Raw genomic sequence first — 25,973 nt, 5'->3', positions numbered from 1 at the left:
TATATGAATTGATTTTTTTACTATATTACAAAGACAACTACTTCATATTTAAACTATTATAACCCCTAATTGTAATTGCCTTTTATATATGTTTTAAGCTTTTAAAACGTAATTAAGGATCTAGATGAAAAATCACAGATTCTTAGTTATGGTACTCGTATTACATTCTTAACTAACAATAGCCCCATATGAATAGTTTTGATATTAATTATTTAATGGTTTCCATATTTACAGCAATCTTTGGTGTTTTTGGAATTTACCACTTGGTATCATTTTTAATTTTGAGACATAGGATTTTATGTCACTATTGCATCATTATTTTTGGACTTACATTGCATTGGAGTTGGTCATTATTTCCAGATGGTTATCTTCCTGAAATAGTTCAAGAGAAGGGATCGCTTATCACCGCAATGGTCACCACCTTTGGCTTTTTGCTGTTTACCATGAATTATTTGAACATTCATAGCGGTAATCATCCTAAAATTTCACGTAGCTATACCTTTTTAAAATATAGCTCGGTATTGATCCCAGTGATATATGTTTTGAACCTTTTGACATTCAACATTGGATGGTTACATAGTTCGCTAGTAATGTCTGCTGCGGTTATTGCAATGCTTGCTGTATTATTGAACATATTCTCTGCGATTCGATTATTTAATGAAGAAAAGTTTAATAAGTATTACTTATATGCTTATGCACCAATGTTACTCTCCTCAGTTATCTATATAAGTGCATGGTTTGTAAAAGACAAGTACAATGTAGATAGATACTTAATTGTATTGATTTCTTCTATGTTAATCACACTACAACTCATTCTTTTCTCAATATTAGTTAGCTATAAGTTTAAATATATAGAGAAGTCAAACATGAGAACACAGGTAGAAACCAATAAATTTCTAGCCTTGGAAGTAGATAAGCAAACGAAATATCTACAAATTGCAAAGGAAGATTTAGAAAGTAAAAACCACGAACTTGAATCTGTCAATTCTCTTAAAAACAAGCTGTTCTCTTTACTAACACATGACGTTAGAGGACCTTTGCATAATATCTCCTTGCTGGTTAAACTACTCGAAAACCAAATTGAGGATAATGAATTAAAAGAGATATCACAAAGTCTCAAAAATGAATTAGATGATAGAATTGCTATGGTGAGCGCTTTATTAGACTGGTCATATAACCAGCTAGAAGGAATTAAGCTAAATAAAAAGGATTGTGATATAAAAGAAATTTTTAAATCTATAGCTAAGCAATATGAACGCTCAGCAAAAGAGAAAGATGTAATGCTATTATTTGAAATTGAAACACCTACCCTATTTATTGATGAAAACATGTTCAAAGTAATCTTACGTAATCTCATCTCAAACGCTATCAAATTCAGCACAAAGAATCAAAATGTAATATTATCAAGCAAGAAAGGTCCTCAGGGTATTGAAATAGGCGTACAAGATTTCGGTGTGGGAATGACAACTAGCTGGCACAAAAACCTCGTTAAAGATTGTATTCCTAAGACCACTTTAGGCACTAAAGGAGAGCAAGGAACTGGCTTTGGACTACTCATCACAAAAGATTTCGTAGAAATGAATGGAGGCGAACTCTTCTGTACAAGTACACCAAATGAAGGCACTCATTTTGTAATGCATTTTTAGAGCGAGGAAAAGCTGGTTTACACGGTCTATAAAAGACTATGTTATGTAATTTCTTAATAAACAGATTGCGTTCCAAAACCCTATAAAAACCTACCTACCAAAACATAACATTATAAATTTCTTATATTTTCTCTCGTCTAGTTCAGAATAATTACTACTTTTAGAGTCTAAACTTTAGGAGTAGCTATTAAATTAGTTTGAGAAAAATCCTTAGAACCTGATTTGGTTAATACCAACGTAGGGAAAAGTTAGAGGTCTTTGTATGACTATGCGCTACCTCTATTTTTAATTCTATCCTTCTCATTCCTTTATCGTTTATATAACCGAAGCATGATGCTTCATAATTGTATTAAACATGATAAACATAAAGGTTAATCACACCTCGTATCAATTTCCAGCACAGGTTACACTAGACCAGATTCTTACCCAACTCGACATTTCTGTTAGTGGGATTGCTGTGGCTATTAATGAGCACATTATTACCAGATCACAGTGGGTCTCTACCATCCCTAATGATGGCGATGCTGTACTTATTATCAAAGCCACACAAGGTGGATAATAGCGACTTCTAGGTACTTCAAGAGTAAGAAAACATCATTAATTAATCAACAAAGATGAAAAATAGAGACACTGCGCCTAAGCAAGGCGGCATTACTAGAAATCCATTTCCTAATTCAAAAAAGGTGTACGTAAACGGTAAGATACATCCACAAATTAAAGTGGCTATGCGCGAGATTGCGCTTAGTGATACTGTGGATTCCATGACCAAAAAGAAAACGCCAAACGAGCCAGTGACAGTGTATGATACTTCTGGACCATACACAGATCCTAGCAAAAACATTGACATTCACAGCGGGATTGAACGCATTCGCGAGTCGTGGATTTTAGAACGCAATAATGTAGAACAATTGGACAGCTACTCCTCTACCTATTGCAATGAGCGTCTTAACGATAAAAGCTTAGACCATATGCGTTTTAAGCTTTTAAAGAAGCCTATGCGTGCAAAAAAAGGAGAGAATGTTACGCAGCTGCATTATGCAAAACAAGGAATCATCACTCCAGAAATGGAGTATATCGCTATTCGCGAAAATCAGCGTATCGATGAAATGACGGAGATTAGAAAGCAACATAAAGGAGAACATTTTGGCGCGTCTATTCCTGATAAAATCACGCCAGAATTTGTGCGCTCAGAAGTTGCAAGAGGCCGTGCCGTAATCCCATCAAACATCAACCACCCAGAAGCAGAGCCTATGATTTTAGGACGTAATTTCTTGGTGAAAATTAATGCAAATATTGGAAACTCGGCAGTTACCTCGTCCATTGAGGAAGAAGTAGAAAAAGCCGTGTGGGCTTGCCGCTGGGGAGCAGATAATATCATGGATTTATCTACTGGAGAAAACATACATGAAACCCGCGAGTGGATCATACGCAACTCCCCTGTTCCCGTGGGAACGGTTCCTATTTACCAGGCGTTAGAAAAAGTAAATGGCGTTGCCGAAGATCTCACGTGGGAGATTTTTAAAGACACTCTAATTGAACAAGCAGAGCAAGGCGTAGACTATTTTACGATTCATGCTGGTGTGTTGTTGCGTTATGTGCCTATGACCGCAAAGCGTGTGACAGGTATCGTCTCTCGTGGCGGATCTATCATGGCAAAGTGGTGTCTTGCACATCATAAAGAGAGCTTTTTATACACCCATTTTGAAGATATCTGTGAGATTTTAAAACAATATGACGTAGCCTTTTCTTTAGGTGACGGTTTACGTCCAGGATCTGTAGCAGATGCAAATGATGAGGCTCAGTTTGCTGAACTAGAGACACTAGGTGAACTTACACAAATCGCTCGAAAGCATGATGTGCAGTGCTTTATAGAAGGTCCTGGTCACGTGCCTATGCATATGATTAAGGAAAATATGGAGAAGCAAATTGAAGTATGCGATGAGGCTCCATTTTACACTTTAGGTCCGTTAACCACAGATATTGCGCCTGGATATGACCACATTACCTCAGGTATTGGTGCCGCTATGATAGGCTGGTACGGTTGTGCGATGTTGTGCTACGTTACTCCAAAAGAACACCTTGGATTACCTAACAAGGAAGACGTGCGTGTTGGTGTAGTTACTTATAAACTTGCTGCTCATGCTGCAGATCTGGCCAAAGGTCACCCTGGTTCGCAACATCGCGATAATGCGTTGAGTATGGCACGTTTTGAATTTCGCTGGGAAGATCAGTTTAATCTTGGTCTCGATCCAGAGCGCGCTCGCGAATATCATGATGAGACGCTACCAGCAGCAGGTGCAAAAATCGCACACTTCTGCTCCATGTGCGGACCAAAATTTTGCTCCATGAAAATTTCTCAAGAAGTAAGAGATTTTGCTGCTGAAAATAAAATTGTCGATAACGAAGTCATCCAAAAAGGAATGGAGGAAAAGTCAAAAGAATTTAAAGCCAAAGGTTCCGAAGTATATCTGTAAAAAAATGTGGGAGTTCCCACGCTGCAAAAGCGTGGGCAGGCTTTCCACTGCAATCTTTTGCCAGAAAAAGGCAAAAGGATTTTCATTACAATCCTTAACTCAAAAACATGATTATCGTACTATCGCCAGAAAATGATATTCCTAATGAAGTAAAAATACTACACCAGTTATTTGAAGACGGACTAGCTTGTTATCATGTAAGAAAGCCTCATAAAAGTTATGAGGACTATAGCACCTATATACAGCAGATTGATCCTGCGTTTCATGATAGGATTGTAGTGCACGATCACCATAAGGTCATTAATGAATTTAGTTTAAAAGGAATTCATTTTAATGAGCAACATCGTATAGATCACATAGACAATCCTGGCAAGTATTTTAGAGGATTAAACATGTTTGGAAAAACGATAAGCTCCTCCTTTCATGATTTGAAAACTCTAGAAGACTGCTATTTTGAATTTGATTACCACTTTTTGAGTCCTGTGTTTAATTCCATATCTAAGGAAGGTTATAATGGACGTGGCTTTGATGTAACTGATAGCAATAAAACAATCGTAGCCCTAGGAGGTATTCATCAGGAAAATCTAGAACAGGCCAAAAAACTTGGATATAATGGAATCGCTTTGTTGGGAAGTATTTGGAAAGCAGAAAATCCGCTGCAGAGTTTTAAAAATATTAAAGCAGCATTTGGATAGCAGCTACAACTCGCAATAAAGCAATTCGCGTTAAGGATTGAGCGGTTCGACTGCGCTCACCGAAGGCTATACTAAGATTAGAGGATATTTTAAACGCATGAAAGTGATATTTACAGGACTAAAAAGATAACAATAAAACAGTTCGCGTTAAGGATTGAACGGCATGTCTGAGCTCTTTTATGAATATTTCATTCATAAAAAGCGAGTAGCGAAAGCCTGACCTGAAAGGGAACGCCCAAATAAAGTTTTAAAAAAGAATAGCAGAGTCCAGTTGATAGTTTAGAAGCAAGAACGTCACATTTAGAGAACAGGTACAAACAATAAAACAGTTCGCGTTAAGGATTGAGTGGCATGTCTGAGCTCTTTTATGAATATTTCATTCATAAAAAGCGAGTAGCGAAAGCCTGACCTGAAAGGGAACGCCCACATAAATAGCAGAAGAAAACAAGGAACGCCCAAATAAAACCAGTAAAATATCATTGAAAACGAATAACTACATATTAACCATTGCAGGCCTAGACCCATCAAGTGGCGCAGGGATAACTTCAGATATTAAAACATTTGAAGCGCACCAACTATACGGTTTATCAGTTTGTACAGCAGTTACGGTTCAAAATGATATCAACTTTAAAGAATGTGTGTGGATAAACAAAGCTGTAATTATTTCACAAATAGAAACGCTTTTTGAACGGTTTGAAATCACCGTAGTAAAGATTGGGATTATAGAATCATGGGAAGTACTGTCGCTTGTTTTAGATAAGTTACAAATGCTTAATCCTGAGATAAAAATCATTGTAGATCCCATCATAAAAGCGAGTGCTGGTTTTGATTTTCATAGCCTCGAGCATCAAGATATTTTGGATAAAATATGGTCACAATGCTATATAATTACGCCTAATTATGATGAGATACAACTGCTGTATCCAGACCTCAATATTGAAGAAACGATAGAACACATAAGCAGCTTGACAAATATTCACTTAAAAGGTGGACATAGAAAGGATAAAACAGGCTGGGACGTGATTTACCACAGTAAAACGGTTGTAAAACGTATTGCTCCAAAGGCAAAAAAAGTGTTACAAAAACATGGAAGCGGTTGTGTGCTGTCGGCTGCGCTGGCGAGTAATATGATGTTAGGGCAAAACATTGAAGAGGCTTCAATGAACGCAAAATATTATACCGAGACCTTTTTAAATTCAACGGATAACTTACTGGGACAACACAGTTACCCAATAATGAAAATTAAGTCGTAATGATACCAAAACTACATTATATCTCTCAAGGTAATACGCCAGAAGCGCATCTTGATAACATACAGAATGCTTGTATTCATGGCGCAACACTGGTACAGCTGCGCTTAAAAAATGTTCCTCTAGATCAGGTGCTCAATATAGCCAAAGAAGCGCGAGCAATTACTTTTCAATATGGTACAAAACTCATCATCAATGATCATTATGAAGTAGCAAAAGAGGTAAAAGCAGATGGTGTGCATTTAGGAAAAACCGACTCCTGCCCTACTCTCGCTAGAACGTATTTGTATTCTTGGCAAATTATAGGTGGTACTGCAAATACGCTAGAAGACTGTCTATCATTAATAGACAAAGGTGTGGATTATATAGGTCTTGGTCCCTTACGATTTACAACTACCAAAAAGAATTTAAGTCCGGTTTTAGGTTATAATGGCTATCACATAATTACAGAGACATTAAAAACTAAAACTCCCATTATCGCAATCGGAGGAATAACTATAAAAGACGTTGCAGATCTTCTTGAAACTGGTATTCATGGAATCGCTGTATCTGGAGAAATTACCAATGATTTTACAAAGATAGATGCCTTCCAGCAATCACTAGCAGCTTCATTAAATAAAGAACAACATCATACAATAGAAAATAGATGAACGATATTTTAAAAATAGCAGATAAGGAATTCAGCTCACGATTATTTACTGGAACGGGTAAATTTAGCGCAGATCATTTAATGACAGAGGCTTTGATAGCATCTGAGAGCGAACTAATAACCGTTGCTCTAAAGCGTGTAGATGTTGCCAATGAGGAGGACACTATGCTGCAAAGCATTATGCGTCCTCATGTGAATATACTTCCCAACACTTCTGGAGTAAGAACTGCAACAGAAGCAGTATTTGCAGCACAATTAGCGCGTGAAGCACTAGAAACTAATTGGATAAAACTAGAAATTCATCCTGATCCCAAATACCTTTTACCAGACCCAATAGAAACCCTAAAAGCCGCCGAAGAACTAGTAAAATTAGGTTTTGTGGTGATGCCATACATACACGCAGATCCTGTGTTGTGTAAAAGACTGGAAGATGTGGGTGTACCATGTGTGATGCCTTTAGGAGCACCAATAGGCACTAATAAAGGAATAAAAACGGTAGACTTTCTAGAAATTATCATTGAGCAAAGTAATGTACCAGTAATTGTAGATGCAGGTATTGGTAGTCCGTCGCATGCGGCTTATGCTATGGAGTTAGGAGCTGATGCTGTCTTAGTGAACACGGCCATCGCAGTGTCTAAAAATCCAGTAGCTATGGCAATGGCATTTAAAATGGCAGTACAGGCTGGAAGAATGGCTCACAATGCAACACTAGCACCTATAAAAACATATGCACAAGCTAGTAGTCCGCTCACTTCTTTTCTTAATTAAAACAACTCGTTATGTCTTTTAGAAATACTTTTGAAACTTATAATTGGGATACCGTAGAGAAAGAAATCTATAGTTATACAACACAAGACGTACGTAATGTTCTTAATAAGGAAAAAATTGATTTGGACGATTTCAAAGCGCTGATATCTCCTGCCGCCAAAGACTTTCTTGAGGAAATGGCACAGCGTAGTCATGCGCTTACTAAGAAGCGTTTTGGTAACACCATCCAGATGTATATACCGATGTATCTATCTAATGAGTGTCAAAACATATGTACGTATTGTGGGTTTAGTATGACTAATAAAATCCCTCGTAAAACACTTAGTGATGCCGAGATTTTAAGGGAGGTTGCATTTTTAAAATCTAAAGGATATGATCATATTTTGTTAGTTACTGGAGAGGCAAATAAAACTGTTGGTGTTTCTTATTTAAAGAACGCTATTGAACTCATTAGAAATCATTTTTCAAACATTAGCATAGAAGTCCAGCCACTAGATCAAGAGGAATATGAACAGCTCATTCATGCTGGATTGTATGCTGTGTTAGTATATCAAGAAACCTATCACAAAGCAACATACAAAACACATCATCCTAAGGGGAGGAAATCAAACTTTGACTATCGTCTCGATACACCAGATAGGCTTGGCAAAGCAGGAGTACATAAAATAGGTATTGGTGCATTGTTTGGTCTTGAAGACTGGCGTGTAGATAGTTTTTATACAGCCTTACATTTAAAATATTTACAAAAAACCTACTGGAAAACTAAGTATTCCATCTCCTTCCCTAGATTAAGACCTCACCAAGGAGAAGTACAACCTAAGGTTGAAATGACAGATGCAGATCTGGTACAGCTCATTTGTGCATATCGATTACTAGATGAAGATGTGGAGTTATCTATGTCTACTAGAGAAAGTGAACGCTTCCGAAATAACATCATAAGTCTAGGGATTACATCTATAAGTGCGCAATCTAAAACAAACCCTGGAGGCTACGTCGTGGACCCACAATCGTTAGAGCAATTTGAAATTTCAGACGAAAGAGATACCGAAGAAATTAAACAAATGATTGAATCTAAAGGCTATCAAGCCGTTTGGAAAGATTGGGATAAAAGTTATTTTGAAATTGCTTAGCATGGAACTAACAACCGCCGAAAAACAACAATATAGCAGACACCTTATTCTAGATGAAATAGGACTAGCTGGTCAATTAAAAATTAAAGATACAAGCGTTTTAGTCATAGGTGCAGGTGGCTTGGGGTGCCCAGTCTTACAATACCTTACTGCTGCTGGTATTGGTCGAATTGGTATTATAGACAAAGACGTCGTTGAGCAATCCAATTTGCAACGTCAAATTTTATACACTCATGATGATATTGGGAGTAACAAAGCGATATCAGTTACAAGGCGTTTAGAAAGGCTTAATCCTTATATCAAATTTGATACATACCCAATGCGGCTTACTAGAGATAATGCGCTAGAACTCTTTGCAAACTATGATATTATTGTGGATGGTTCTGATAATTTTGCTACTAGATATCTAGTAAATGACGCTGCTATATTAAAAGGTAAACCTGTTGTGCTGGGTTCTATTTATAAATTTGAAGGTCAGCTGGCCGTATATAATTATAAAAATGGTCCTACTTACAGATGTTTATACCCAACACCACCTAAACAGAATGAAATGCCCAACTGCTCTGAGGCAGGAGTTTTAGGCGCACTAGCAGGAATTATAGGATCTTTACAAGCCAATGAGGTCTTAAAAATTATCTGTGGAATAGGTGAAGTGCTTTCTGGCAAATTGCTCACCTACAATATGATAACTATGAATCAAATGATTTTAGGATTTGAAAAAGATACAAGTATCATAGTTAATCGTCTTGAAGATGAGTACGAGTTACAATGTGAGTTTTCTGTAGACAATATGGGTATTATAATAGATGAGATTAATAAACATTCAGAAAAATACAATCTCCTAGACGTGAGAGAACATCATGAGAGAGCAGTACATCATATAGGAGGCCAACATATTCCTTTAGGCGAGCTACAGAGTAGAATACAAGAAGTCTTGCAAAATAAAGATCTGGTTGTGTATTGTAAAGCTGGTGTACGCAGTAAAAAGGCAATCGAGCTATTGCAAAAAGAAAATGTTAAGTGCAGTCTTTTATATTTAACAGGGACTGTTTTATAGACTGTTGGTCCATTACATAATTTTTAAAATAAATTTTCATTCTGTAAAAGAAAAACGCCTTAGCATAGCTAAGGCGTTTTATATCTTATAAAAATCGTGTACTATGCGATTTCTAGTAATTCAAGTTCAAACTCGAGAGTTTGTCCTGCTAGTGGGTGGTTTGCATCTACAATGATGTGATCTTCATTTACTTCAGATACACGTAACTGCTGCTCAGAACCATCAGGTCTAGAAGCTACTAATATAACTCCTACTTCAGGTTTGATTTCTTCAGGTAATTGTGTTTTGGGTACCGTTTGAAATAACTCTTGTTGTACGTCTCCGTATGCTTCTTCTTTAGTTATAGTAACCGTTTTCTTCTCGTTAACCGCCATATCTATTAAAGCATTCTCAAATCCTGGGATAAGTTGGCCTTTTCCAAGTTCTACCTGTAAAGGTTCTCTTTGTAAAGAGCTATCAAACACCTGTCCATCTTCTAATTTTCCTGTGTAGTGTACTTTTACTACATCATTTCCTTTTACTTTACTCATAATTACTTGTTTTTAATCGAATTATAATTTGCAAAACTACAAGAAGAAAATCGGCTTACGAAGGAATCCACCAATGAATCTGGATACTGTAAAAGCTTGTACTGTGATATGTACTTTTACGATGATTCATAATATCCAATTTTATCTCAAAAATAAAGGCCTGACACCTCTGCCAGACCTTTATAAAGTCAAAGATCGTGAGCCCCTCTCACGATTTTGATTCATTTGAATTGTGCACAAAACTACTCTTAATCACAGTGAACCGTGAACGCTATTCGATAAGAAGCTAGTGCTATTGGTAATCTTTTACTAGTAGGAAATAGATTATTAAATTTTGTAAAAGTTGCTTATTTCATATTGAGCCAACTTAGGAATGGCTCCTGTAAATACTTTTAACTCCCAGTGACTCAAATGCGGCATCATTTCCATAGTGTGCTCGAAGAATATCACATTATCTGCAGTTGTAAACGTAGCAGATGGAATGATATAAAATGCTCTTGGAGCATCCTCTATTACTGTCACTAGACCCAAAAAACGGTGTCCTGCAACCTGTCCATAATCAAGCTTTTGTATTTTAATACTTTCCTCATCTTCTACTTGGATAGAACGTAGTTGCAGCTCGCTTGTTTTACCCGTAGGTGCTGTGATGAGAAAGTCAAGGCCTGCAACTCTATTAGTATCTGGCGCAATAGTAAAACCAGCTTTCGAGAGTTCGCTTGTGACAAATTCTATTAGTTGTAATGTTTCGTTTTTCATAATGGGGTGCAAAGATAAATATTTCTTTAAAAAATTAGTATTGTATAACCCCCATAACGATGTAGTAAAAAGGTAAAAAAAATGTACTTCTAGATGAATGTTACGCTTTCGCGAAAGCGTAAAAAAAACTTAAAACGCATATTAAAAACTAATTATACAGGTCAACCATATCATAAATAATTGATTGATGAGTCTATTATAAAAATAAATGAGTTCTCGTGTAATGTAAGTGGGATGATATCGTCAGAGTACAAATCGTTTAAAATAATATCAATCTTATAAATGACTGTATGCAAGTACAAATTATACTTTCAGCTATTTAATTACATAAATATTGAAAAATTAACCTTTTTTAAGGTTTAGAATATTATTTGAACACTAGTTTTGCACCCTTAAATTATTTATCAAGAATCTCAATTAGGAGATAGCAACCTGCAATAACGAGCAAGGTGCTAAATAGATAAGCCAATTAGTTGGAACCAATGTTAACTCATACTTCTATCTAAATTGCTATTATCTCCTTGCAAGAATGAAGAAGAACATGACACAGACTACACAAATTACCCCAAAATTTTCAGCTCTAATTCCGCTATTTGTATTTGTAATTACATTTTTAGGAGTTGGTATTTATCAAGATGACTTTTATGCGCTGCCCGCTCCTATGGCCGTTATCGCAGGAATCATCGTGGCTTTTATAATGTTTAAACAGACTATAAATGCTAAGATTGACATCCTACTTAAAGGTTGTGGTGATGATAAAATTTTAACCATGTGCCTCATTTACTTACTAGCTGGCGCATTTGCCGCAATTACTAATGCCACAGGGAGTGTGGATGCGATTGTAAACCTAGGCTTAGATTATATTGCGATACAATATATATATGTAGGTATTTTTGTCATTGCTGGGTTTTTATCGGTTTCTACAGGGACATCTGTGGGTGCAATTGTCGCGCTAGCGCCCATTGTGGTAGGTTTTGCAGATAAAAGTAGCGCAGACCTTGCCATACTTTGTGGTGCCTTGCTAGGTGGTAGTATGTTTGGTGATAATCTCTCCGTAATTTCAGATACTACGATTGCTGCGACCCAATCTCTGGGTACAAAAATGAGTGATAAATTCAAGCAAAATATAAAGATTGCTGTTCCCGCAGCGCTAATTACTATTGCTATTTTGATTTTTCAAGGAGTAGATCTCACAACAGATGTAACAGAGACTGTTGTTTATGAATATGACGTAATTAAAATTGCACCTTATGTTCTTGTCATTATCCTCTCTGTCATAGGACTCAACGTTTTTGTAACGCTTCTTGTAGGTGTACTTGCAGCAGCATTGTTAGGTATTATTTACGGTGATTTTACGATTATAGAGTCTACTAAAATTGCTTACACAGGTTTTACAAATATGACCGAGATTTTCTTGTTGTCACTACTTACTGGTGGTCTTGCAGCTCTTGTAGCTAGTAATGGCGGGATTGAGTTTATCTTAGTAAATATTAAAAAACTCATCAAAAGTAAAAAAACTGCACAATTAGGTATTGCCGCGTTAGTGAGCACTATCAATATGGCAATTGCAAATAACACGGTATCCATTATTGTTGCTGGTCCTATCGCAAAAACGATAAATGATGAATATGCCTTAGACAATAAGAAAACAGCTTCCATTCTAGATATTTTTGCATGTATCTTTCAGGGCTTACTTCCTTATGGAGCGCAGGTTTTAATGATTCTAAGTTTTTCAAAAGGTAATATCAATTACTTAGATCTTGTAGGTAATACTTGGTATTTACTATTGCTGTTTGTAGTGACTATCTTATACATCATCTTTAGAAGTGATACAAAGAAACACGCTTTCGCGAAAGCTGTATAAGTACATCGCAAAGCACAATTTGAGCACTACGAACGTGTTGTATACCTATAAAAATTTTCTGAAAGCGGAAAAAGAGATATACCAAACAAATCCACTTTTAACCAAATTGCCTCTTTTCATATTTAAATTTGCATTTCATAAGAATTTAGCGCTTTACTGTTAAACCTATCCCAAAATCAAACTCTACCGAGAACCGTACGAGAAGTTGCTGCGTTATATATGTAAATCTAAATAACACAAACACTAAACAATTATGAAAACAGTAAACGTATTATCAATGGCACTTTGTGCAGGACTTTTATCACTTGCATCATGTGAAGGTTCTAAAAATATGGGTAAAGAAGAAGCAGCAGACCAAAAAGAGATGATGGATGATAAAATGTCTGAAGGAAAGGACATGATGGACGATACAATGTCTGAGGGTGAAGACATGATGGATGAAATGACGGTAATGGTAGGTGGGGCAGCAATGTATCCTTCTAAAAATATTGTAGAGAATGCTGTAAACTCAAAAGATCACACTACCCTAGTTGCTGCTGTAACAGCTGCTGGTCTTGTAGAAACATTACAAGGTGAAGGTCCATTTACAGTTTTTGCTCCAACAAACGCTGCTTTTGAAAAACTTCCAGAAGGAACGGTAGCTACATTACTTAAGCCAGAAAGTAAAACAGCTTTACAAGGTGTACTTACATACCACGTAGTTACAGGAAAATATGATGCAGCTGCTATTATGAGCGAGATAAAAAAGAATAATGGTACAGCTACTTTTACAACTGTAAACGGTGGTAAATTAATGGCTTCTGTAAAAGGAACATCAGTAGTTCTTATGGATCAAAATGGAAACAGCTCTACAGTAACGATTGCAGATGTAATGCAGTCTAATGGTGTGATACACGTAGTAGATACTGTGGTTTTACCAACTAAATAATTTTATAATACCCAACTTGAAAAGCGTCACTGTACATTACAGATGGCGCTTTTTTTGTTTTAATTATTTAAGTAAATCACTCGTACTAAAAGAGCTAGCATAAGGATTTTGAGATTGTGAATATCTATTGTTGTTTTTTACTTTTTAGCCTAGAGTTAACCCCTATTTTTGGCAACCTTAAAATAAAAGAGATATGAGTGCAACTTGGTATGAGTGTAAGGTAAAATATAGAAAATTTGATGAGGCATCTGGAACGCAAAAGGTAAAAACAGAGCCTTTTCTAGTTGATGCAATATCATATACAGAAGCAGAGAGTAGAATAACGCAAGAAATGGCAGCTTACTTAAGTGATAGCGAAGAAATCAAAATAACAAACATAAAAGTAGCTAACTATGCAGAGATTCATCCATTTGAAAATTCTGATAGATGGTTTAAATCTCGTGTATCACTCATCGCTTATGATGAGGAAAGCGGTAAAGAACGTAAGACTAACCAGTATTTACTAGTACAGGCAAATGATGTAAAGGAAGCTTATGAAAATACGGTAATGACTATGAAAGATACAATGGGTGAATATACAATCCCGGCAGTATCTGAGTCGCCTATTATGGATGTGTTCCCATACTTTTCTGGTGAAGAAGAAGATCTAGAACGTCTAGAGGAGTTTACTAGAATTAAAGATTCTGTTCCTGTAGATTATAGCGAGAATAAAGAGCAAGCCATGGCAGACTCACTTGTTACCGAAGAAGAATAAACCAGACGATCTTACATAAGATTTACTATAAAGAGGCTGTTTATATACTTATAGGCAGCCTATTTATTTTTATTACACATGCCCATCATAACTACAGTAAGACCCATGCGGGATGAGTATCTTTGCTACATTACTGTATAGCTGTCTTATGTAGTTGTTAAATAAGAAGATTATGATTCCAAAACTTCATTATATATCTCAAGGAAACGCTCTTAAAGAGCATATAGAACATATAGAACATATACAAAAAGCATGTAATGCTGGTGCTGAGCTTGTGCAGCTACGTGTAAAAAACTGTTCTCAAAAGAAGCTGCTAGCCATTGCACAAGAAGCTAGAGAAATTACAGCTCATTTCCAGACACGGTTGATTATTAATGATGATTATAAAATTGCAAAAGAGGTAAAAGCAGATGGAGTGCATCTAGGAAGCGGAGATGCCTGCCCTATAACTGCTAGAAAACACTTATACACTTGGCAAATTATAGGCGGTACTGCACATACTTTACAAGATTGTGAGGCACTAATTGAGAAGCAAGTAGATTATATTAGTCTAGGGCCTTACAGCACTACTACCACAAAAGAAACCACAGCGAAAACACTAGGAACCTCTGGTTATAAAGCAATCATTGACGAGCTAGCTACTACTACTCCTATTCTTGCAGTGGGTGGTATCACACTTGATGATGTCAAAAATATTTTGGAAGCGGGTATCGATGGTATTGCAGTTTCAAAGGCCATTACAACAGATTTTAATAGCATTCGCTCGTTTAATGAGCTGCTGGGCGCATCATCTACACATGAACAGCGTCATAGTTTTGAATAAAAAAGCGTTGCTTATATAAATGTTGATTGGTTTTGGTTACGCTTTCGCGAAAGCGTGAAAAAGATCACAAACAAAAAGCCCATCTAATTTAATAGATGGGCTTTTATTAAAACTTGAAGTATATGTATTAGATAACTCTTACGTTTACTGCGTTTAATCCTTTGTTACCTTCTTTAAGTTCAAATTCAACTTGATCACCTTCGCGAATCTCATCGATTAACCCAGAAATGTGTACAAAGTGGTCTTTTTCAACACCTTCTTCTGTAATAAAACCAAATCCTTTGGTATCGTTGAAAAATTTTACTGTTCCGTTATTCATAATATAATGTATTTAATAATTGTGATTATTTTTTATCACGGAGCAAAAGTACAACTAAAGATTACCAATCTATAGGAAAATAGTCTTTTAAAAATTTTCCTGACCAATGTTTTCCTGTATTAATACCATCAATAAGCGGATCCATCACTCTGGCAGCGCCATCTACGATGTCTAATGGAGGTTGAAAATCATGTACTTCTACTTTCTTTTTTGATAGCTCTGCAGGGTCCTCATCCGTCACCCACCCCGTATCTACGGCATTCATATAGATCCCAGACTTTGCAAAAGTGGCAGAAGAAGTATGTGTAAGCATGTTTAATGCAGCCTTTGCCATATTTGTGTGAGGATGTCTATCTTCCTTTTTAAAACGGTGAAATTTACCTTCCATAGCAGATACATTTATGATATGCTTTTGTCCAGTATTTTCCTTCATCATAAGATTAGACAGACGGTTACACAATACAAAAGGAGCTACAGCATTAACTAGCTGTACCTCTACCATCTCAGTAGTTTCTATCTCACCTAGTTTTAAACGCCAGCTATTAGTCTTACGTAAATCTACTTGTTGTAAATCTGCATCTAGTTTTCCTTCTGGAAATACCTCACTGGTTTGTAACGAATTATCAAAACTATAAGGAATCTGAGAAAGCTCTGCCGAGTTGCGTAGTCCTATTCCAGGTTCAGGCCCATGCCAGGTAACCGGCAAGACATTATTCTTACTAGTTTTTGCAGTACTCACGCTTAAATCTGATAACTCCTTCAAGCAGGTAATGTGATCTTGTAAGAGTGGTTGTGCGAGCTTAGGAAGTTGATCTACTGGTAGTTTTTCATTTTCCATTAAGTGGAAATAAAAACCAGATGGCCTACGCACCGTTTGTGCTGCATTATTTATTAAAATATCTAGTCTATCGTATTTCTGTTCTATATAATTACAAAATATCTCTACACTTGGTATATGACGTAAATCCAGTCCATGAATGTGTAAGCGGTCGCTCCAGTCACCATAATCTTCTTCCTTTGCATATCGTATAGCGCTATCTGCTGGAAAACGTGTGGTTGCTACCACCGTCGCACCAGAGCGTAATAACATGAGGGTTATATGGTATCCTATTTTTAATCGCGATCCAGTTATTACAGCTACTTGACCATTAAGATCGGCTGTTTGAAAACGTTTTGCATAATTAAGATCACCGCATGAAGTACACATCGTGTCATAAAAGTGGTGTAGCTTTGTGTATACTGTTTTACATACATAGCAGTTTCTTGGAGACTCAAGTTCTGGAGTATCTTCTGGAATTGCAGCTGCGCCAAGTAACTTAGGTGCTACAAAAAGTGCAGCTTCTCTAGCAGAGCGTATTCCTGTAGTTTTACGAGCGTGCTTATCTCTGGCAATCATCTTACGCTTTGCAGCCTTCTTGGCGTCCTTCCTCCTGCGTTGAAACTCATCTCTATTAGGACGAGATAACATTCCCGAGGCCTTAAGAAGCTCTGTGCGCTGTTCTTCTGGAAGCTCAAAAAGCTGATTTGTATCGGCTACTAGTTGCTGCAATGTATTAATACATGCATCAATTTCTTGTTGAGAGAGACTTTTATCTTGGGCGTTTTTACTTTGATCTTCGGGCATAATGAACTGCAATCATATTTTTTGCAAAGGTAATTATACTCTTTTGACCTTTTCTTTAAAAGTGGGTGTTATATTATGTATTTGAGTTACGCTTTCGCGAAAGCTTTGAGAATCCTCAATACTACGCACTTTAAAATCTCACAAAAAAGTATATTCGCGCCATGTGGATGTATTTAGGCTTACTGGCCGCACTTTTTCTGGGATTACACAACTTAGCGAAGAAACATGCAGTACAAGGTAATGAGGTGTTACCAGTATTGCTAGGCACACTATGTGCTGGTTTTGTATTAATATTGCCATTTTTTATAGGTTCAAGGTTTTTTCCAGAATACACTCAAGAAATAGGGTTTTACATCACCCCTATTCCATGGAAAACGCATGGTTTTATCATTATAAAATCCATGATTATGACCGCTTCATGGATTCTAGCATACCAAGCTTTAAAGCACTTACCTATCACCATAGTCACACCTATACGATCTGCTGGACCGTTTTTCACATTTATAGGAGCAATATTTATTTATAGAGAACAACCTAAAGCACTACAATGGGTGGGTTTCTTTGTGATTATTCTATCAGTAATTCTGTATGCAAATATTGGTAAGAAAGAAGGGATTCACTTTAGAAAAAACAAATGGATTTTTGCAATTGTAGGTGCTACTTTTCTAGGAGCCTCCAGCGGATTGTACGACAAGTTCTTAATTCAGAATTTGGTGCTCAATCCGCAAACGTTACAGTTTTGGTTTTGTTGGTATACTATTTTAATGTTACTAGCCATTCTAGCGATTACTTGGTTTCCTCAAGCCGAAAAAAGACAAGCCTTTACCTTTAGATGGACGATTATTGCAGTGGGTATCCTACTACAAACCGCCGACTATTTTTACTTCAAAGCACTTCAAGATCCAGATGCACTTATCATGTTACTCTCGGCAATAAAACGTAGCCAACTTATAATAGCAGTAGTCATAGGTGGTCTAGTATTTAAGGAAAAGAATAAGCGAAAGAAATTGGTCCCGCTTGCAGGTATATTAATTGGCGTCTTCCTCATTTTATATTCATAGTACGCTGCCGTTTGGCATGACTAACTTATAATATTCCATAGATAATTTTTCATCATAAATAATTTGTATTCTTTTTACGCTTTCGCGAAAGCGTAATACCCTACCTACTTGATTTTTTTCACTAGAAAGTCATTCTTATTCTGAAGCCTTAACCTTCTTATATACTTGCCGTCAAATTAAATGTTTGTTAAAAAAGAATGAACGTTCATTTTTGATGTTATCTTTGCACCAGCAATTAGATAACATGGCAAAACTTCAAAAAAGTATAGATAAACGTAATGCGCTTGTAAAGGCGACCATAGAGCTTGTAAACAATAATGGTTTTCACGCTACACCTATGAGTAAAATTGCCAAAATGGCAAGCGTTTCTCCTGCCACTATCTATCTTTATTTTGAAAATAAACAAGACCTTGTTAATAAAACTTATATAGAAGTTAAGGCTTCTTATACAGAGTATGCATTTGCATCTTATGATGCTTCGCTCCCAGTAGAGTCAGGTTTTGAATACATCTGGAAGCGTATTGCAGATTTTAAATTAAAAGAATGTGAGAAAGCAATGTTTCTTGCACAGTGTGATAATACTCCTATGATTGATGAGGAAAGTAGACAAGAAGGAATAAAACACTTGCAGCCCCTACTCGACTTATGGGAACGTGGAAAAAAGGAAGGAATTATTAAACCATTATCAGATTTTATATTATACGCATATGCTATTAATCCGCTTTCATTTTTAATGATGACCCAAAAGCGAGGAGCATTTCAACTAGACAAAACTCACTTGGAAGAAGCTTATCAATCTGCCTGGAGTAGCATTAAAGTATGTCAATAAAAACAACAAGAAACCAAATATTAAGAACATGGAATTACTAGATAAATTAAACTGGAGATATGCCGCAAAGGCAATGAATGGAGAAAAAGTAGCCGAAGATAAAATTGAAAGAATTTTAGAAGCTACAAGACTTGCTCCTACTTCAAGCGGACTTCAACCTTTTGAGGTTATGGTGATTAAAAACCAAGATATCAAAGAACAAATAAGACCTGTAGCTTGGAATCAGTCTGTGATTACCGATTGCTCACACTTATTAGTCTTTGCAGCTTGGGACACTTATACACCAGAAAGAATTAACTATATGTTTGATCTTACTAATGATATAAGAGGATTTAAAAATGAAGGTTGGGAAAACTACCGCCAGATGTTATTAGACTCTTATCCACAAAAGGATGAGCAAGAAAACTTTGAGCACGCTGCAAGACAAGCGTATATCGCATTTTCGCACGCAATTATAGCTGCTGCTTATGAGAAAGTAGATGCAACCCCGCTAGAAGGATTTGATGCTACAGAGGTAGATAAAATTTTAGGCTTACGCGAAAAAGGATTACGTAGTGCGGTACTACTTCCTTTGGGCTACAGAAAAGAAGATGAAGACTGGCTAGTAAATCTTGTGAAGGTGAGAAAGCCTATGGAAGATATGGTAACTGTAATTGACTAAAAAAAAGATAGCGATGACTAAAAGTATATTATTAAAAAGTAGACCAGAAGGAACGCCATCTTTATCAAATTTTGAATTTGTTACAGATGAGTCAGCGCTTACTGCTGGTAAGGGTGAAATCTTGGTAGAGGCAGCATATGTTTCTGTAGATCCTTATTTAAGAGGTAGAATGAGTGATGCAAAGTCATATATAGCTCCTTTTGAAATAGGAAAGCCTATTCATTCTGGTGTAGTTGCAAAAGTAACAGCATCTAATAATGACGCTTTTAATGAAGGTGATTATGTATCTGGAATGCTAGACTGGTCTACTGCTCAAGTGCATACTGGTGAAGGTCTTCTTAAAGTAGATCCGTCAAAAGCATCGCTGAGTGCATACCTAGGTATTTTAGGAATGACTGGACTTACAGCCTTTTTAGGTTTACACGAGATAGGAAAACCTGTGGCTGGAGAAACGCTGGTAGTTTCTGGTGCAGCTGGTGCAGTAGGTAGCGTTGTAGGACAAATTGGAAAGATTTTAGGACTACGCGTAGTAGGTATTGCGGGAACTGATGAGAAGGTAACAATGCTCAAGGAAAAATTTGGTTTTGATGCAGCTATCAACTACAACACTACAGATGATATGGCAGCAGCAATAAAAGCAGCAGCTCCTAGTGGTGTTGATGTTTATTTTGATAATGTGGGCGGACCAATTTCTGACGCAGTACTCGTAAACATTAATCGCTTTGCAAGAATGATTATTTGTGGAGCTATCTCTGTATACAACAATACAGAAATACCTATGAGTATGAGTGTACAACCGTTTTTAGTTAAGAATAGCGCACTAATGCAAGGCTTCATTGTCTCAAACTATGCAGAGAAATTTCCTGAAGCAATGAAACAACTGGCTACCTGGTTATCTCAGGGTAAACTTACATACACAGAAACTGTAGTAGAAGGTTTTGAAAATATCCCAACGGCTTTTATTGATTTATTTGAAGGTAAAAACAAAGGGAAGATGGTCGTAAAGATCTAAGAAATATTGAAAGAGAAAAGAAAAAGAAAAATACGATGAACAATTTTGAATTTAAAAATCCGACTAAAATTATTTTTGGAAAGGATACGATTGCAAAGCTAAGTGAAGAAATTCCTGGAGATGCTAAGGTGCTATTATTATATGGTGGTGGAAGTATCAAGAAAAATGGAATCTATGAGCAAGTAAAAACAGCGCTATCAGATGTAGATGTCACTGAGTTTGGTGGAATACCAGCAAATCCTGAGTATGCAGTACTTATGGAAGCACTTGAGGTAATCAAGGACAAAGAAATTACTTATTTACTTGCTGTGGGTGGTGGATCTGTAATTGATGGGACAAAGTTCTTATCGGCTGCAGCTCTTTATGAAGGAGATACGCCTTGGGATATTCTTACACAGAATATCAAGACTGAGAAAGGAATGCCTTTTGGAACTGTATTAACACTACCAGCTACAGGATCTGAGATGAACTCAGGATCAGTAATTACTAGAGAAGAAACTCAAGAGAAACTTGCTATGGGAGGTCCTGGACTATTTCCAGTATTTTCTATCTTAGATCCGCAGGTAATTACTTCTATTCCAGAGCGCCAACTAGCAAATGGTCTTACAGATGCATTCACGCATGTTCTTGAGCAGTATATGACATACCCAATTGGTGCTCGTTTACAAGATCGCTTTGCAGAAAGTATCTTACAAACCCTCATTGAGGTAGCTCCTACTGTTATTAAGGACCCAACAGATTACAAAGCCGCAGCAGATTTTATGTGGAGTTGTACAATGGCTCTTAATGGATTAATCCAAAAAGGAGTTCCTGGAGACTGGGCTGTGCATATGATGGGGCACGAACTTACAGCAATGTTTGGGATAGACCACGCTCGTACACTAGCAGTTATTGCTCCTAGTCACTATAAATTCAACTTTGAGGCAAAGAAAGAGAAGCTAGCACAATACGGAGAACGTGTTTGGAACATTACTGAAGGTAGTGTAGATGATAAAGCCTATGCTGCTATTGAGAAAACGGAGGCATTCTTCCAACAATTAGGTATAGACACTAAACTTTCTGATTATACAGAAGATTACGAAGGAACCGCAGAGAAAATCTCTAAACGTTTTACAGATCGTGGTTGGGAAGGATTAGGAGAACACCAATCATTAACTCCCGATAATGTGGAGAAAATAGTAAAAATGGCTTACTAATAACAATTATGAAGATTATCCAATCACTAGCACTTGTGCTTACTATTATTACGGCAACGAGCTGTAAAGAATCAAAAACAACTTCTGAAAAAGTTTCGGAAGTAACAACAGAAACCAAAAAAGAAAAAGAAATGAACGTTTTATTTGTATTAACATCACACGACCAATTAGGAGACACTGGAAAGAAAACTGGATTTTGGGTAGAAGAATTTGCTGCCCCATATTATTCATTACTCGATAAAGGTGTAAATATTACAATCGCAACTCCAAAAGGAGGAGCTGCACCTATAGATCCAAGTAGTGACTCACCAGACGCTGCAACAGAAGCTACAGAGCGCTTTGATAAAGACGAAACTGCAAAGAATCTTATCGCAAACACAAAAGTGCTTGCAGATATGAATGCAGACGATTTTGACGCGGTATTTTACCCAGGAGGTCACGGACCATTATGGGATCTTGCAAATGACGCAAAGTCAATCGCACTTATTGAAAAATTTAATAGTCAAGATAAGCCAGTTGCTTTCGTATGTCACGCTCCAGCTGCATTGAAAGATGTAAAAGGAACTGATGGCAACCCATTAGTACAAGGGAAAAAAGTAACAGGATTTACTAATACTGAAGAAGAGGCTGTACAACTTACTGAGGTAGTACCTTTCTTAGTAGAAGACATGCTAACTAAAAATGGTGGTATCTATTCTAAAAAAGAAGATTGGGCTGCATATGCAATCCAAGATGGAAACCTTATTACAGGTCAAAACCCAGCTTCATCAGAACTAGTAGCAGATAAATTATTAGAGAGCATCAAATAATTGATTCCCTTCTAAAAGTAAAAAAGGTTGCCATCTGGCAACCTTTTTTTATGGAATCAAATATGGTTTTCTTTAGTCTAATCTATTTTGATAAGTCACGCTTTCGCGAAAGCGTAAAAACTTATAAATGACATTAAAATTATGAATGTTAGTGAAATTAACATCTACCCGGTAGGTTGCCTTCACTGCGTTAAAACACTCTTATCACCTTCTTAAAATACCATTAAGACCTATGGTAAAGCTGTAAAGTCCACTTAACTTTATAAAAAAACAAAATTATGGAACTTACAAATAAGACAATAATCATAACTGGAGCATCAAGTGGTATAGGAGAAGCAACCGCGCACAAACTAGCATCACACGGTGCAAATGTGGTATTAATGGCTCGTAGTGAAGATAAACTAAAAGAGTTACAAAAATCAATTACCGATAATGGTGGAAAGGCAATTGTAGCAGCAGGAGATGTAACAAGCAAGGATGACTTTGATAAAGGTGTTGCGACTGCAGTAAAAGAATTTGGAAAAGTAGATGGCCTCATCAATAATGCGGGCTTAATGCCTCTATCGTTTGTAGAAAAACTCAAAACAGATGAGTGGATGCAAATGGTAGATGTAAATATTAAAGGAGTATTAAATGGAGTTGCAGCCGTTTTACCAGAACTTAAAAAGAATAAAGGAGGACATATTATAAATATATCTTCAATGGCAGCACATCGTTATTTCCCTGGTGGAGCTGTGTATTGCGCTACAAAAAGCGCTGTAAAAATGTTTTCTGAAGGATTACGTCAAGAGCTAGCTCCAGAATATGGAATTAACGTTACCTCTATCGAGCCAGGTGCCGTAAGTACTAGCCTAACTGAAACAATCACAGATGAGGATGTTAAGGAAATGATGGAAGGAATGCAAGAAATGACAACCTTAGAGTCTGAAGATATTGCAAACGCTATTTACTACTCATTGAGTCAGCCAGCACGTGTAAATATTAATGATGTGTATATCGTTCCTAGCGAGCAGAAATAAGCTCATATATAAGAATTATAATAAGAATAATGTAGGGTATGCTTTCGCGAAAGCATACCCTATTTTTTTACCAAATTTCTATACGCTCCTCCTTGGTTTTAAAGTTCTCTTGTCCTTCAGTAACGTCAAAAGCTTCGTAAAAAGGCGTAAAGTTCATAAGAGGACCATTTACACGCCACATAGGTGGTGAGTGTGGGTCTGTAGCAACATAGTTACGTAAATACTCATCTCTTGTCTTTACTCTCCATATGCGAGCTACAGACATGAAAAATCGCTGATTAGGAGTGTAACCTCCTATTGACACAGTGTCTTTTCCTTGCTCCGTCATTTTAAAAGCATCGTACGCAATTGCAATTCCGCCATTATCTGCAGTATTCTCACCTACTGTGAGTGCTCCTTTAAGGTGCACACTATCTAACACAGTAAAAGAATCATACTGTTCGATAATTTGTTGCGTCTTTGCTTTAAATTTTTTGTAGTCGTCATCCGTCCACCAGTTAGTTACATTTCCTTCCTTATCATACTGCGCTCCTTGATCATCAAAAGCATGAGTAAACTCATGACCTATTACCATACCAATACCTCCATAATTTACAGCATCGTCTGCATAAAGGTCAAAATACGGCGGCTGTAATATTCCTGCAGGAAACACAATTTCGTTAAGTGATGGGTTGTAATATGCTGTTACTGTGGACGGAGTTGTTCCCCATTCATCACGATTCGGTGCCTTGTTCAATTGTTTAAGTTCATAGTTGTAACTATCTTTACGTAAGGCTACTACGTTTTCAAAAAACTGTCCTCTATCGATTGAAACATTATACTCACGCCATACATCTGGATATCCTATTTTTTTATTGATAGCATACAGCTTTTCTTTAGCTTTTACTTTAGTACTATCACTCATCCATGCTAGGTTCTCAATGCGAACTTCAAGTGCGCTTTGAAAATTATTTACAAGCTCTAGCGCTCTCTTTTTAGCATCCTCATTAAAGTAGCGCTTAACGTATAATTGTCCTAATGCAAACCCTATTTGCCTGTCTACATTACGCACCATGCGTTTAGATCGAGATTGTTGCTCAGACTGTCCAGAAATCACCTTAGTATATGCAAATGCAGCATCTTGAAAAGGAGTGCTCAAGATATTATCATGACTACTTATAGAATGAGCCTTGAGATATAATTTCCATTGCGCTAGTGGCACCCTTGACAACATACTATTTAATACATCATAGTATGCGGGCTGTCTAACATCTAGGGAATCTACGCTTGCTCCTAAATTCTCTAGCATTTTTGGCCAACCTATAGCAGCTTGTTTAGCCGCTAGATCTTCCACAGAAAACTTATTGTAATTATCCTTTATCACTCTGCGCTCGATACGTGTTTTATGAGCACTCGCAAGTTGTTGTTCAATGCTGTATACTGTTTCCGCTTTCGCGAAAGCGTTATCTTCACCCACAAGTTCAAACAGGGTAGCTAGGTACTTTTTATAAGCCTCTTGTATGGCTTTTGATGAGCTATCTTCATTAAAATAATAATCACGGTCAGGTAGTCCCAAACCAGTCTGGCCAACATGTAAAATATTAACCTTACTATTTTTTTGGTCTGGAGCAATATAAGGAGCTATTACCGAATAATCTCCGCTCATGATTTGCGTGCTCACAAAATTCATGATTTCAGGAATATTATTTATTGCTTCAATACGATTGAGGATAGGCTCCATAGGTTCAATCCCTCGTTTATCAATACTCAAAGTATCCATACCTGAAGCATAAAAATCACCTACAAGTTGCTCTACAGAACCTTTAGGGTGAGTTTGCGTTGAAATCTCTTCTAAGATATTCTTTAATAACTCTTGCTGCGGAATATTTAAAAATCTATAGGCTCCTACTCCTACTTGGTCATCTGCTATAACGGCATTGTCATACCATGTTTTATTGACGTGATTGTAAAAATTATCTCCCGGTGCAATGGAAGTATCTATTCCGTCAAAGGTAATAGCTTGTTGCTTTTTATGAGCTTCGTCTTGACCGTCATTCTTAGTGTTGCAAGAAATTACCAAAACAGCAATCACTGCCGAATAAATGAGATTTTTCATAATATTATACTTTTAATCTAGATA

Annotated in this window: 25 protein-coding genes and 2 riboswitches; of the genes, 20 read left to right on the top strand and 5 right to left on the bottom strand. The window is 36.8% G+C overall.

What is annotated here, in order from left to right:
• The first annotated feature begins 188 nt into the window (after window positions 1-188).
• From DCS32_RS13965 to moeB, 9 genes are all read left to right on the top strand, one after another.
• A complete protein-coding gene (locus tag DCS32_RS13965) occupies window positions 189-1,646 on the top strand; it encodes a sensor histidine kinase (protein ID WP_108878838.1) in 1,458 nt (485 codons plus the stop codon).
• Window positions 1,647-1,812: 166 nt separating this feature from the next.
• Window positions 1,813-1,907: riboswitch (TPP riboswitch) on the top strand.
• Between the two features lie 94 nt (window positions 1,908-2,001).
• A complete protein-coding gene (thiS, locus tag DCS32_RS13960; RefSeq protein ID WP_108878837.1) occupies window positions 2,002-2,205 on the top strand; it encodes a sulfur carrier protein ThiS in 204 nt (67 codons plus the stop codon).
• Between the two features lie 55 nt (window positions 2,206-2,260).
• Entirely contained in the window at window positions 2,261-4,120 is a 1,860-nt protein-coding gene (gene thiC, locus DCS32_RS13955) for a phosphomethylpyrimidine synthase ThiC (protein WP_108878836.1), read from the top strand.
• Between the two features lie 107 nt (window positions 4,121-4,227).
• Window positions 4,228-4,815 carry a thiamine phosphate synthase gene (locus DCS32_RS13950; RefSeq protein ID WP_108878835.1) on the top strand — a complete coding sequence of 196 codons (588 nt, stop codon included), beginning with the start codon at window positions 4,228-4,230 and terminating at the stop codon, window positions 4,813-4,815.
• Window positions 4,816-5,294: 479 nt separating this feature from the next.
• Window positions 5,295-6,068, top strand: a complete 774-nt coding sequence (locus tag DCS32_RS13945) for a hydroxymethylpyrimidine/phosphomethylpyrimidine kinase (protein ID WP_108878834.1) — start codon at window positions 5,295-5,297, stop codon at window positions 6,066-6,068.
• Complete coding sequence (gene thiE / locus DCS32_RS13940) at window positions 6,068-6,715, top strand: thiamine phosphate synthase (protein WP_108878833.1); 648 nt, start codon at window positions 6,068-6,070, stop codon at window positions 6,713-6,715. Before DCS32_RS13945 ends, thiE (DCS32_RS13940) begins: the two co-directional genes overlap by 1 nt.
• A complete protein-coding gene (locus DCS32_RS13935; protein ID WP_108878832.1) occupies window positions 6,712-7,482 on the top strand; it encodes a thiazole synthase in 771 nt (256 codons plus the stop codon). Before thiE (DCS32_RS13940) ends, DCS32_RS13935 begins: the two co-directional genes overlap by 4 nt.
• Window positions 7,483-7,493: 11 nt before the next feature.
• Entirely contained in the window at window positions 7,494-8,612 is a 1,119-nt protein-coding gene (thiH, locus tag DCS32_RS13930; RefSeq protein ID WP_108878831.1) for a 2-iminoacetate synthase ThiH, read from the top strand.
• Window position 8,613: 1 nt separating this feature from the next.
• Complete coding sequence (gene moeB, locus DCS32_RS13925; protein ID WP_108878830.1) at window positions 8,614-9,669, top strand: HesA/MoeB/ThiF family protein; 1,056 nt, start codon at window positions 8,614-8,616, stop codon at window positions 9,667-9,669.
• A 101-nt stretch (window positions 9,670-9,770) separates the two neighbouring features.
• Here the strand turns inward: moeB and DCS32_RS13920 are convergent, their stop codons facing one another.
• Window positions 9,771-10,199 carry a peptidylprolyl isomerase gene (locus DCS32_RS13920; protein ID WP_108878829.1) on the bottom strand — a complete coding sequence of 143 codons (429 nt, stop codon included), beginning with the start codon at window positions 10,197-10,199 and terminating at the stop codon, window positions 9,771-9,773.
• A 327-nt stretch (window positions 10,200-10,526) separates the two neighbouring features.
• The gene (locus DCS32_RS13915; RefSeq protein ID WP_108878828.1) at window positions 10,527-10,955 is read right to left on the bottom strand and encodes a hypothetical protein; all 429 of its coding nucleotides are present in this window, start codon (window positions 10,953-10,955) and stop codon (window positions 10,527-10,529) included.
• 396 nt (window positions 10,956-11,351) lie between these two features.
• Window positions 11,352-11,448, top strand: a riboswitch (SAM-I-IV-variant riboswitch).
• A gap of 48 nt (window positions 11,449-11,496) precedes the next feature.
• Here DCS32_RS13915 and DCS32_RS13910 point away from each other — a divergent pair.
• From DCS32_RS13910 to thiE (DCS32_RS13895), 4 genes are all read left to right on the top strand, one after another.
• The gene (locus DCS32_RS13910; RefSeq protein WP_204161782.1) at window positions 11,497-12,819 is read left to right on the top strand and encodes a Na+/H+ antiporter NhaC family protein; all 1,323 of its coding nucleotides are present in this window, start codon (window positions 11,497-11,499) and stop codon (window positions 12,817-12,819) included.
• Window positions 12,820-13,072: 253 nt separating this feature from the next.
• Entirely contained in the window at window positions 13,073-13,747 is a 675-nt protein-coding gene (locus DCS32_RS13905) for a fasciclin domain-containing protein (RefSeq protein ID WP_108878826.1), read from the top strand.
• Between the two features lie 193 nt (window positions 13,748-13,940).
• A complete protein-coding gene (locus DCS32_RS13900) occupies window positions 13,941-14,501 on the top strand; it encodes a DUF4494 domain-containing protein (RefSeq protein WP_108878825.1) in 561 nt (186 codons plus the stop codon).
• 172 nt (window positions 14,502-14,673) lie between these two features.
• Window positions 14,674-15,324, top strand: coding sequence for a thiamine phosphate synthase (gene thiE / locus DCS32_RS13895; protein ID WP_108878824.1), 651 nt, complete (start codon window positions 14,674-14,676; stop codon window positions 15,322-15,324).
• A gap of 127 nt (window positions 15,325-15,451) precedes the next feature.
• Here the strand turns inward: thiE (DCS32_RS13895) and DCS32_RS13890 are convergent, their stop codons facing one another.
• Both DCS32_RS13890 and DCS32_RS13885 read right to left on the bottom strand, forming a co-directional pair.
• Window positions 15,452-15,643, bottom strand: coding sequence for a cold-shock protein (locus tag DCS32_RS13890; protein WP_013752123.1), 192 nt, complete (start codon window positions 15,641-15,643; stop codon window positions 15,452-15,454).
• Window positions 15,644-15,704: 61 nt separating this feature from the next.
• Window positions 15,705-17,267: an SDR family NAD(P)-dependent oxidoreductase gene (locus DCS32_RS13885; RefSeq protein ID WP_108878823.1), complete on the bottom strand. Its 1,563-nt coding sequence runs from the start codon at window positions 17,265-17,267 to the stop codon at window positions 15,705-15,707.
• A 161-nt stretch (window positions 17,268-17,428) separates the two neighbouring features.
• Here DCS32_RS13885 and DCS32_RS13880 point away from each other — a divergent pair, with 161 nt between their 5' ends.
• From DCS32_RS13880 to DCS32_RS13850, 7 genes are all read left to right on the top strand, one after another.
• Entirely contained in the window at window positions 17,429-18,328 is a 900-nt protein-coding gene (locus tag DCS32_RS13880) for an EamA family transporter (RefSeq protein ID WP_108878822.1), read from the top strand.
• A gap of 244 nt (window positions 18,329-18,572) precedes the next feature.
• Entirely contained in the window at window positions 18,573-19,157 is a 585-nt protein-coding gene (locus DCS32_RS13875) for a TetR/AcrR family transcriptional regulator (RefSeq protein ID WP_108879301.1), read from the top strand.
• A gap of 28 nt (window positions 19,158-19,185) precedes the next feature.
• Entirely contained in the window at window positions 19,186-19,818 is a 633-nt protein-coding gene (locus tag DCS32_RS13870) for an NAD(P)H-dependent oxidoreductase (RefSeq protein WP_108878821.1), read from the top strand.
• 13 nt (window positions 19,819-19,831) lie between these two features.
• The gene (locus tag DCS32_RS13865) at window positions 19,832-20,830 is read left to right on the top strand and encodes an NADP-dependent oxidoreductase (RefSeq protein WP_204161781.1); all 999 of its coding nucleotides are present in this window, start codon (window positions 19,832-19,834) and stop codon (window positions 20,828-20,830) included.
• A gap of 35 nt (window positions 20,831-20,865) precedes the next feature.
• Window positions 20,866-22,026: an iron-containing alcohol dehydrogenase gene (locus tag DCS32_RS13860; RefSeq protein WP_108878820.1), complete on the top strand. Its 1,161-nt coding sequence runs from the start codon at window positions 20,866-20,868 to the stop codon at window positions 22,024-22,026.
• 8 nt (window positions 22,027-22,034) lie between these two features.
• Window positions 22,035-22,835: a type 1 glutamine amidotransferase domain-containing protein gene (locus DCS32_RS13855; RefSeq protein WP_204161780.1), complete on the top strand. Its 801-nt coding sequence runs from the start codon at window positions 22,035-22,037 to the stop codon at window positions 22,833-22,835.
• A gap of 278 nt (window positions 22,836-23,113) precedes the next feature.
• Window positions 23,114-23,854: an SDR family oxidoreductase gene (locus DCS32_RS13850; protein ID WP_108878819.1), complete on the top strand. Its 741-nt coding sequence runs from the start codon at window positions 23,114-23,116 to the stop codon at window positions 23,852-23,854.
• 67 nt (window positions 23,855-23,921) lie between these two features.
• Here DCS32_RS13850 and DCS32_RS13845 read toward each other — a convergent pair whose 3' ends face one another.
• A complete protein-coding gene (locus DCS32_RS13845) occupies window positions 23,922-25,949 on the bottom strand; it encodes a M13 family metallopeptidase (protein ID WP_108878818.1) in 2,028 nt (675 codons plus the stop codon).
• Between the last annotated feature and the right edge of the window lie 24 nt (window positions 25,950-25,973).

The sequence above is a fragment of the Dokdonia sp. Dokd-P16 genome, assembly GCF_003095655.1.
Lineage (GTDB): Bacteria > Bacteroidota > Bacteroidia > Flavobacteriales > Flavobacteriaceae > Dokdonia.
This window is presented reverse-complemented; position numbering and strand designations above follow the sequence as displayed.

Bases quoted from the DNA above. Each gene is read 5' to 3' on its own strand.
- DCS32_RS13905 (WP_108878826.1), top strand. From the start codon at position 13,073: ATGAAAACAGTAAACGTATTATCAATGGCACTTTGTGCAGGACTTTTA.
- DCS32_RS13880 (WP_108878822.1), top strand. From the start codon at position 17,429: ATGTGGATGTATTTAGGCTTACTGGCCGCACTTTTTCTGGGATTACAC.
- DCS32_RS13890 (WP_013752123.1), bottom strand. From the start codon at position 15,643: ATGAATAACGGAACAGTAAAATTTTTCAACGATACCAAAGGATTTGGT.
- thiC (WP_108878836.1), top strand. From the start codon at position 2,261: ATGAAAAATAGAGACACTGCGCCTAAGCAAGGCGGCATTACTAGAAAT.
- DCS32_RS13855 (WP_204161780.1), top strand. From the start codon at position 22,035: ATGAAGATTATCCAATCACTAGCACTTGTGCTTACTATTATTACGGCA.
- DCS32_RS13965 (WP_108878838.1), top strand. From the start codon at position 189: ATGAATAGTTTTGATATTAATTATTTAATGGTTTCCATATTTACAGCA.
- DCS32_RS13860 (WP_108878820.1), top strand. From the start codon at position 20,866: ATGAACAATTTTGAATTTAAAAATCCGACTAAAATTATTTTTGGAAAG.
- thiE (WP_108878833.1), top strand. From the start codon at position 6,068: ATGATACCAAAACTACATTATATCTCTCAAGGTAATACGCCAGAAGCG.
- DCS32_RS13865 (WP_204161781.1), top strand. From the start codon at position 19,832: ATGACTAAAAGTATATTATTAAAAAGTAGACCAGAAGGAACGCCATCT.
- DCS32_RS13845 (WP_108878818.1), bottom strand. From the start codon at position 25,949: ATGAAAAATCTCATTTATTCGGCAGTGATTGCTGTTTTGGTAATTTCT.
- DCS32_RS13935 (WP_108878832.1), top strand. From the start codon at position 6,712: ATGAACGATATTTTAAAAATAGCAGATAAGGAATTCAGCTCACGATTA.
- thiS (WP_108878837.1), top strand. From the start codon at position 2,002: ATGATAAACATAAAGGTTAATCACACCTCGTATCAATTTCCAGCACAG.
- DCS32_RS13885 (WP_108878823.1), bottom strand. From the start codon at position 17,267: ATGCCCGAAGATCAAAGTAAAAACGCCCAAGATAAAAGTCTCTCTCAA.
- thiE (WP_108878824.1), top strand. From the start codon at position 14,674: ATGATTCCAAAACTTCATTATATATCTCAAGGAAACGCTCTTAAAGAG.
- DCS32_RS13900 (WP_108878825.1), top strand. From the start codon at position 13,941: ATGAGTGCAACTTGGTATGAGTGTAAGGTAAAATATAGAAAATTTGAT.
- DCS32_RS13910 (WP_204161782.1), top strand. From the start codon at position 11,497: ATGACACAGACTACACAAATTACCCCAAAATTTTCAGCTCTAATTCCG.
- DCS32_RS13915 (WP_108878828.1), bottom strand. From the start codon at position 10,955: ATGAAAAACGAAACATTACAACTAATAGAATTTGTCACAAGCGAACTC.
- DCS32_RS13950 (WP_108878835.1), top strand. From the start codon at position 4,228: ATGATTATCGTACTATCGCCAGAAAATGATATTCCTAATGAAGTAAAA.
- DCS32_RS13870 (WP_108878821.1), top strand. From the start codon at position 19,186: ATGGAATTACTAGATAAATTAAACTGGAGATATGCCGCAAAGGCAATG.
- moeB (WP_108878830.1), top strand. From the start codon at position 8,614: ATGGAACTAACAACCGCCGAAAAACAACAATATAGCAGACACCTTATT.
- thiH (WP_108878831.1), top strand. From the start codon at position 7,494: ATGTCTTTTAGAAATACTTTTGAAACTTATAATTGGGATACCGTAGAG.
- DCS32_RS13850 (WP_108878819.1), top strand. From the start codon at position 23,114: ATGGAACTTACAAATAAGACAATAATCATAACTGGAGCATCAAGTGGT.
- DCS32_RS13920 (WP_108878829.1), bottom strand. From the start codon at position 10,199: ATGAGTAAAGTAAAAGGAAATGATGTAGTAAAAGTACACTACACAGGA.
- DCS32_RS13875 (WP_108879301.1), top strand. From the start codon at position 18,573: ATGGCAAAACTTCAAAAAAGTATAGATAAACGTAATGCGCTTGTAAAG.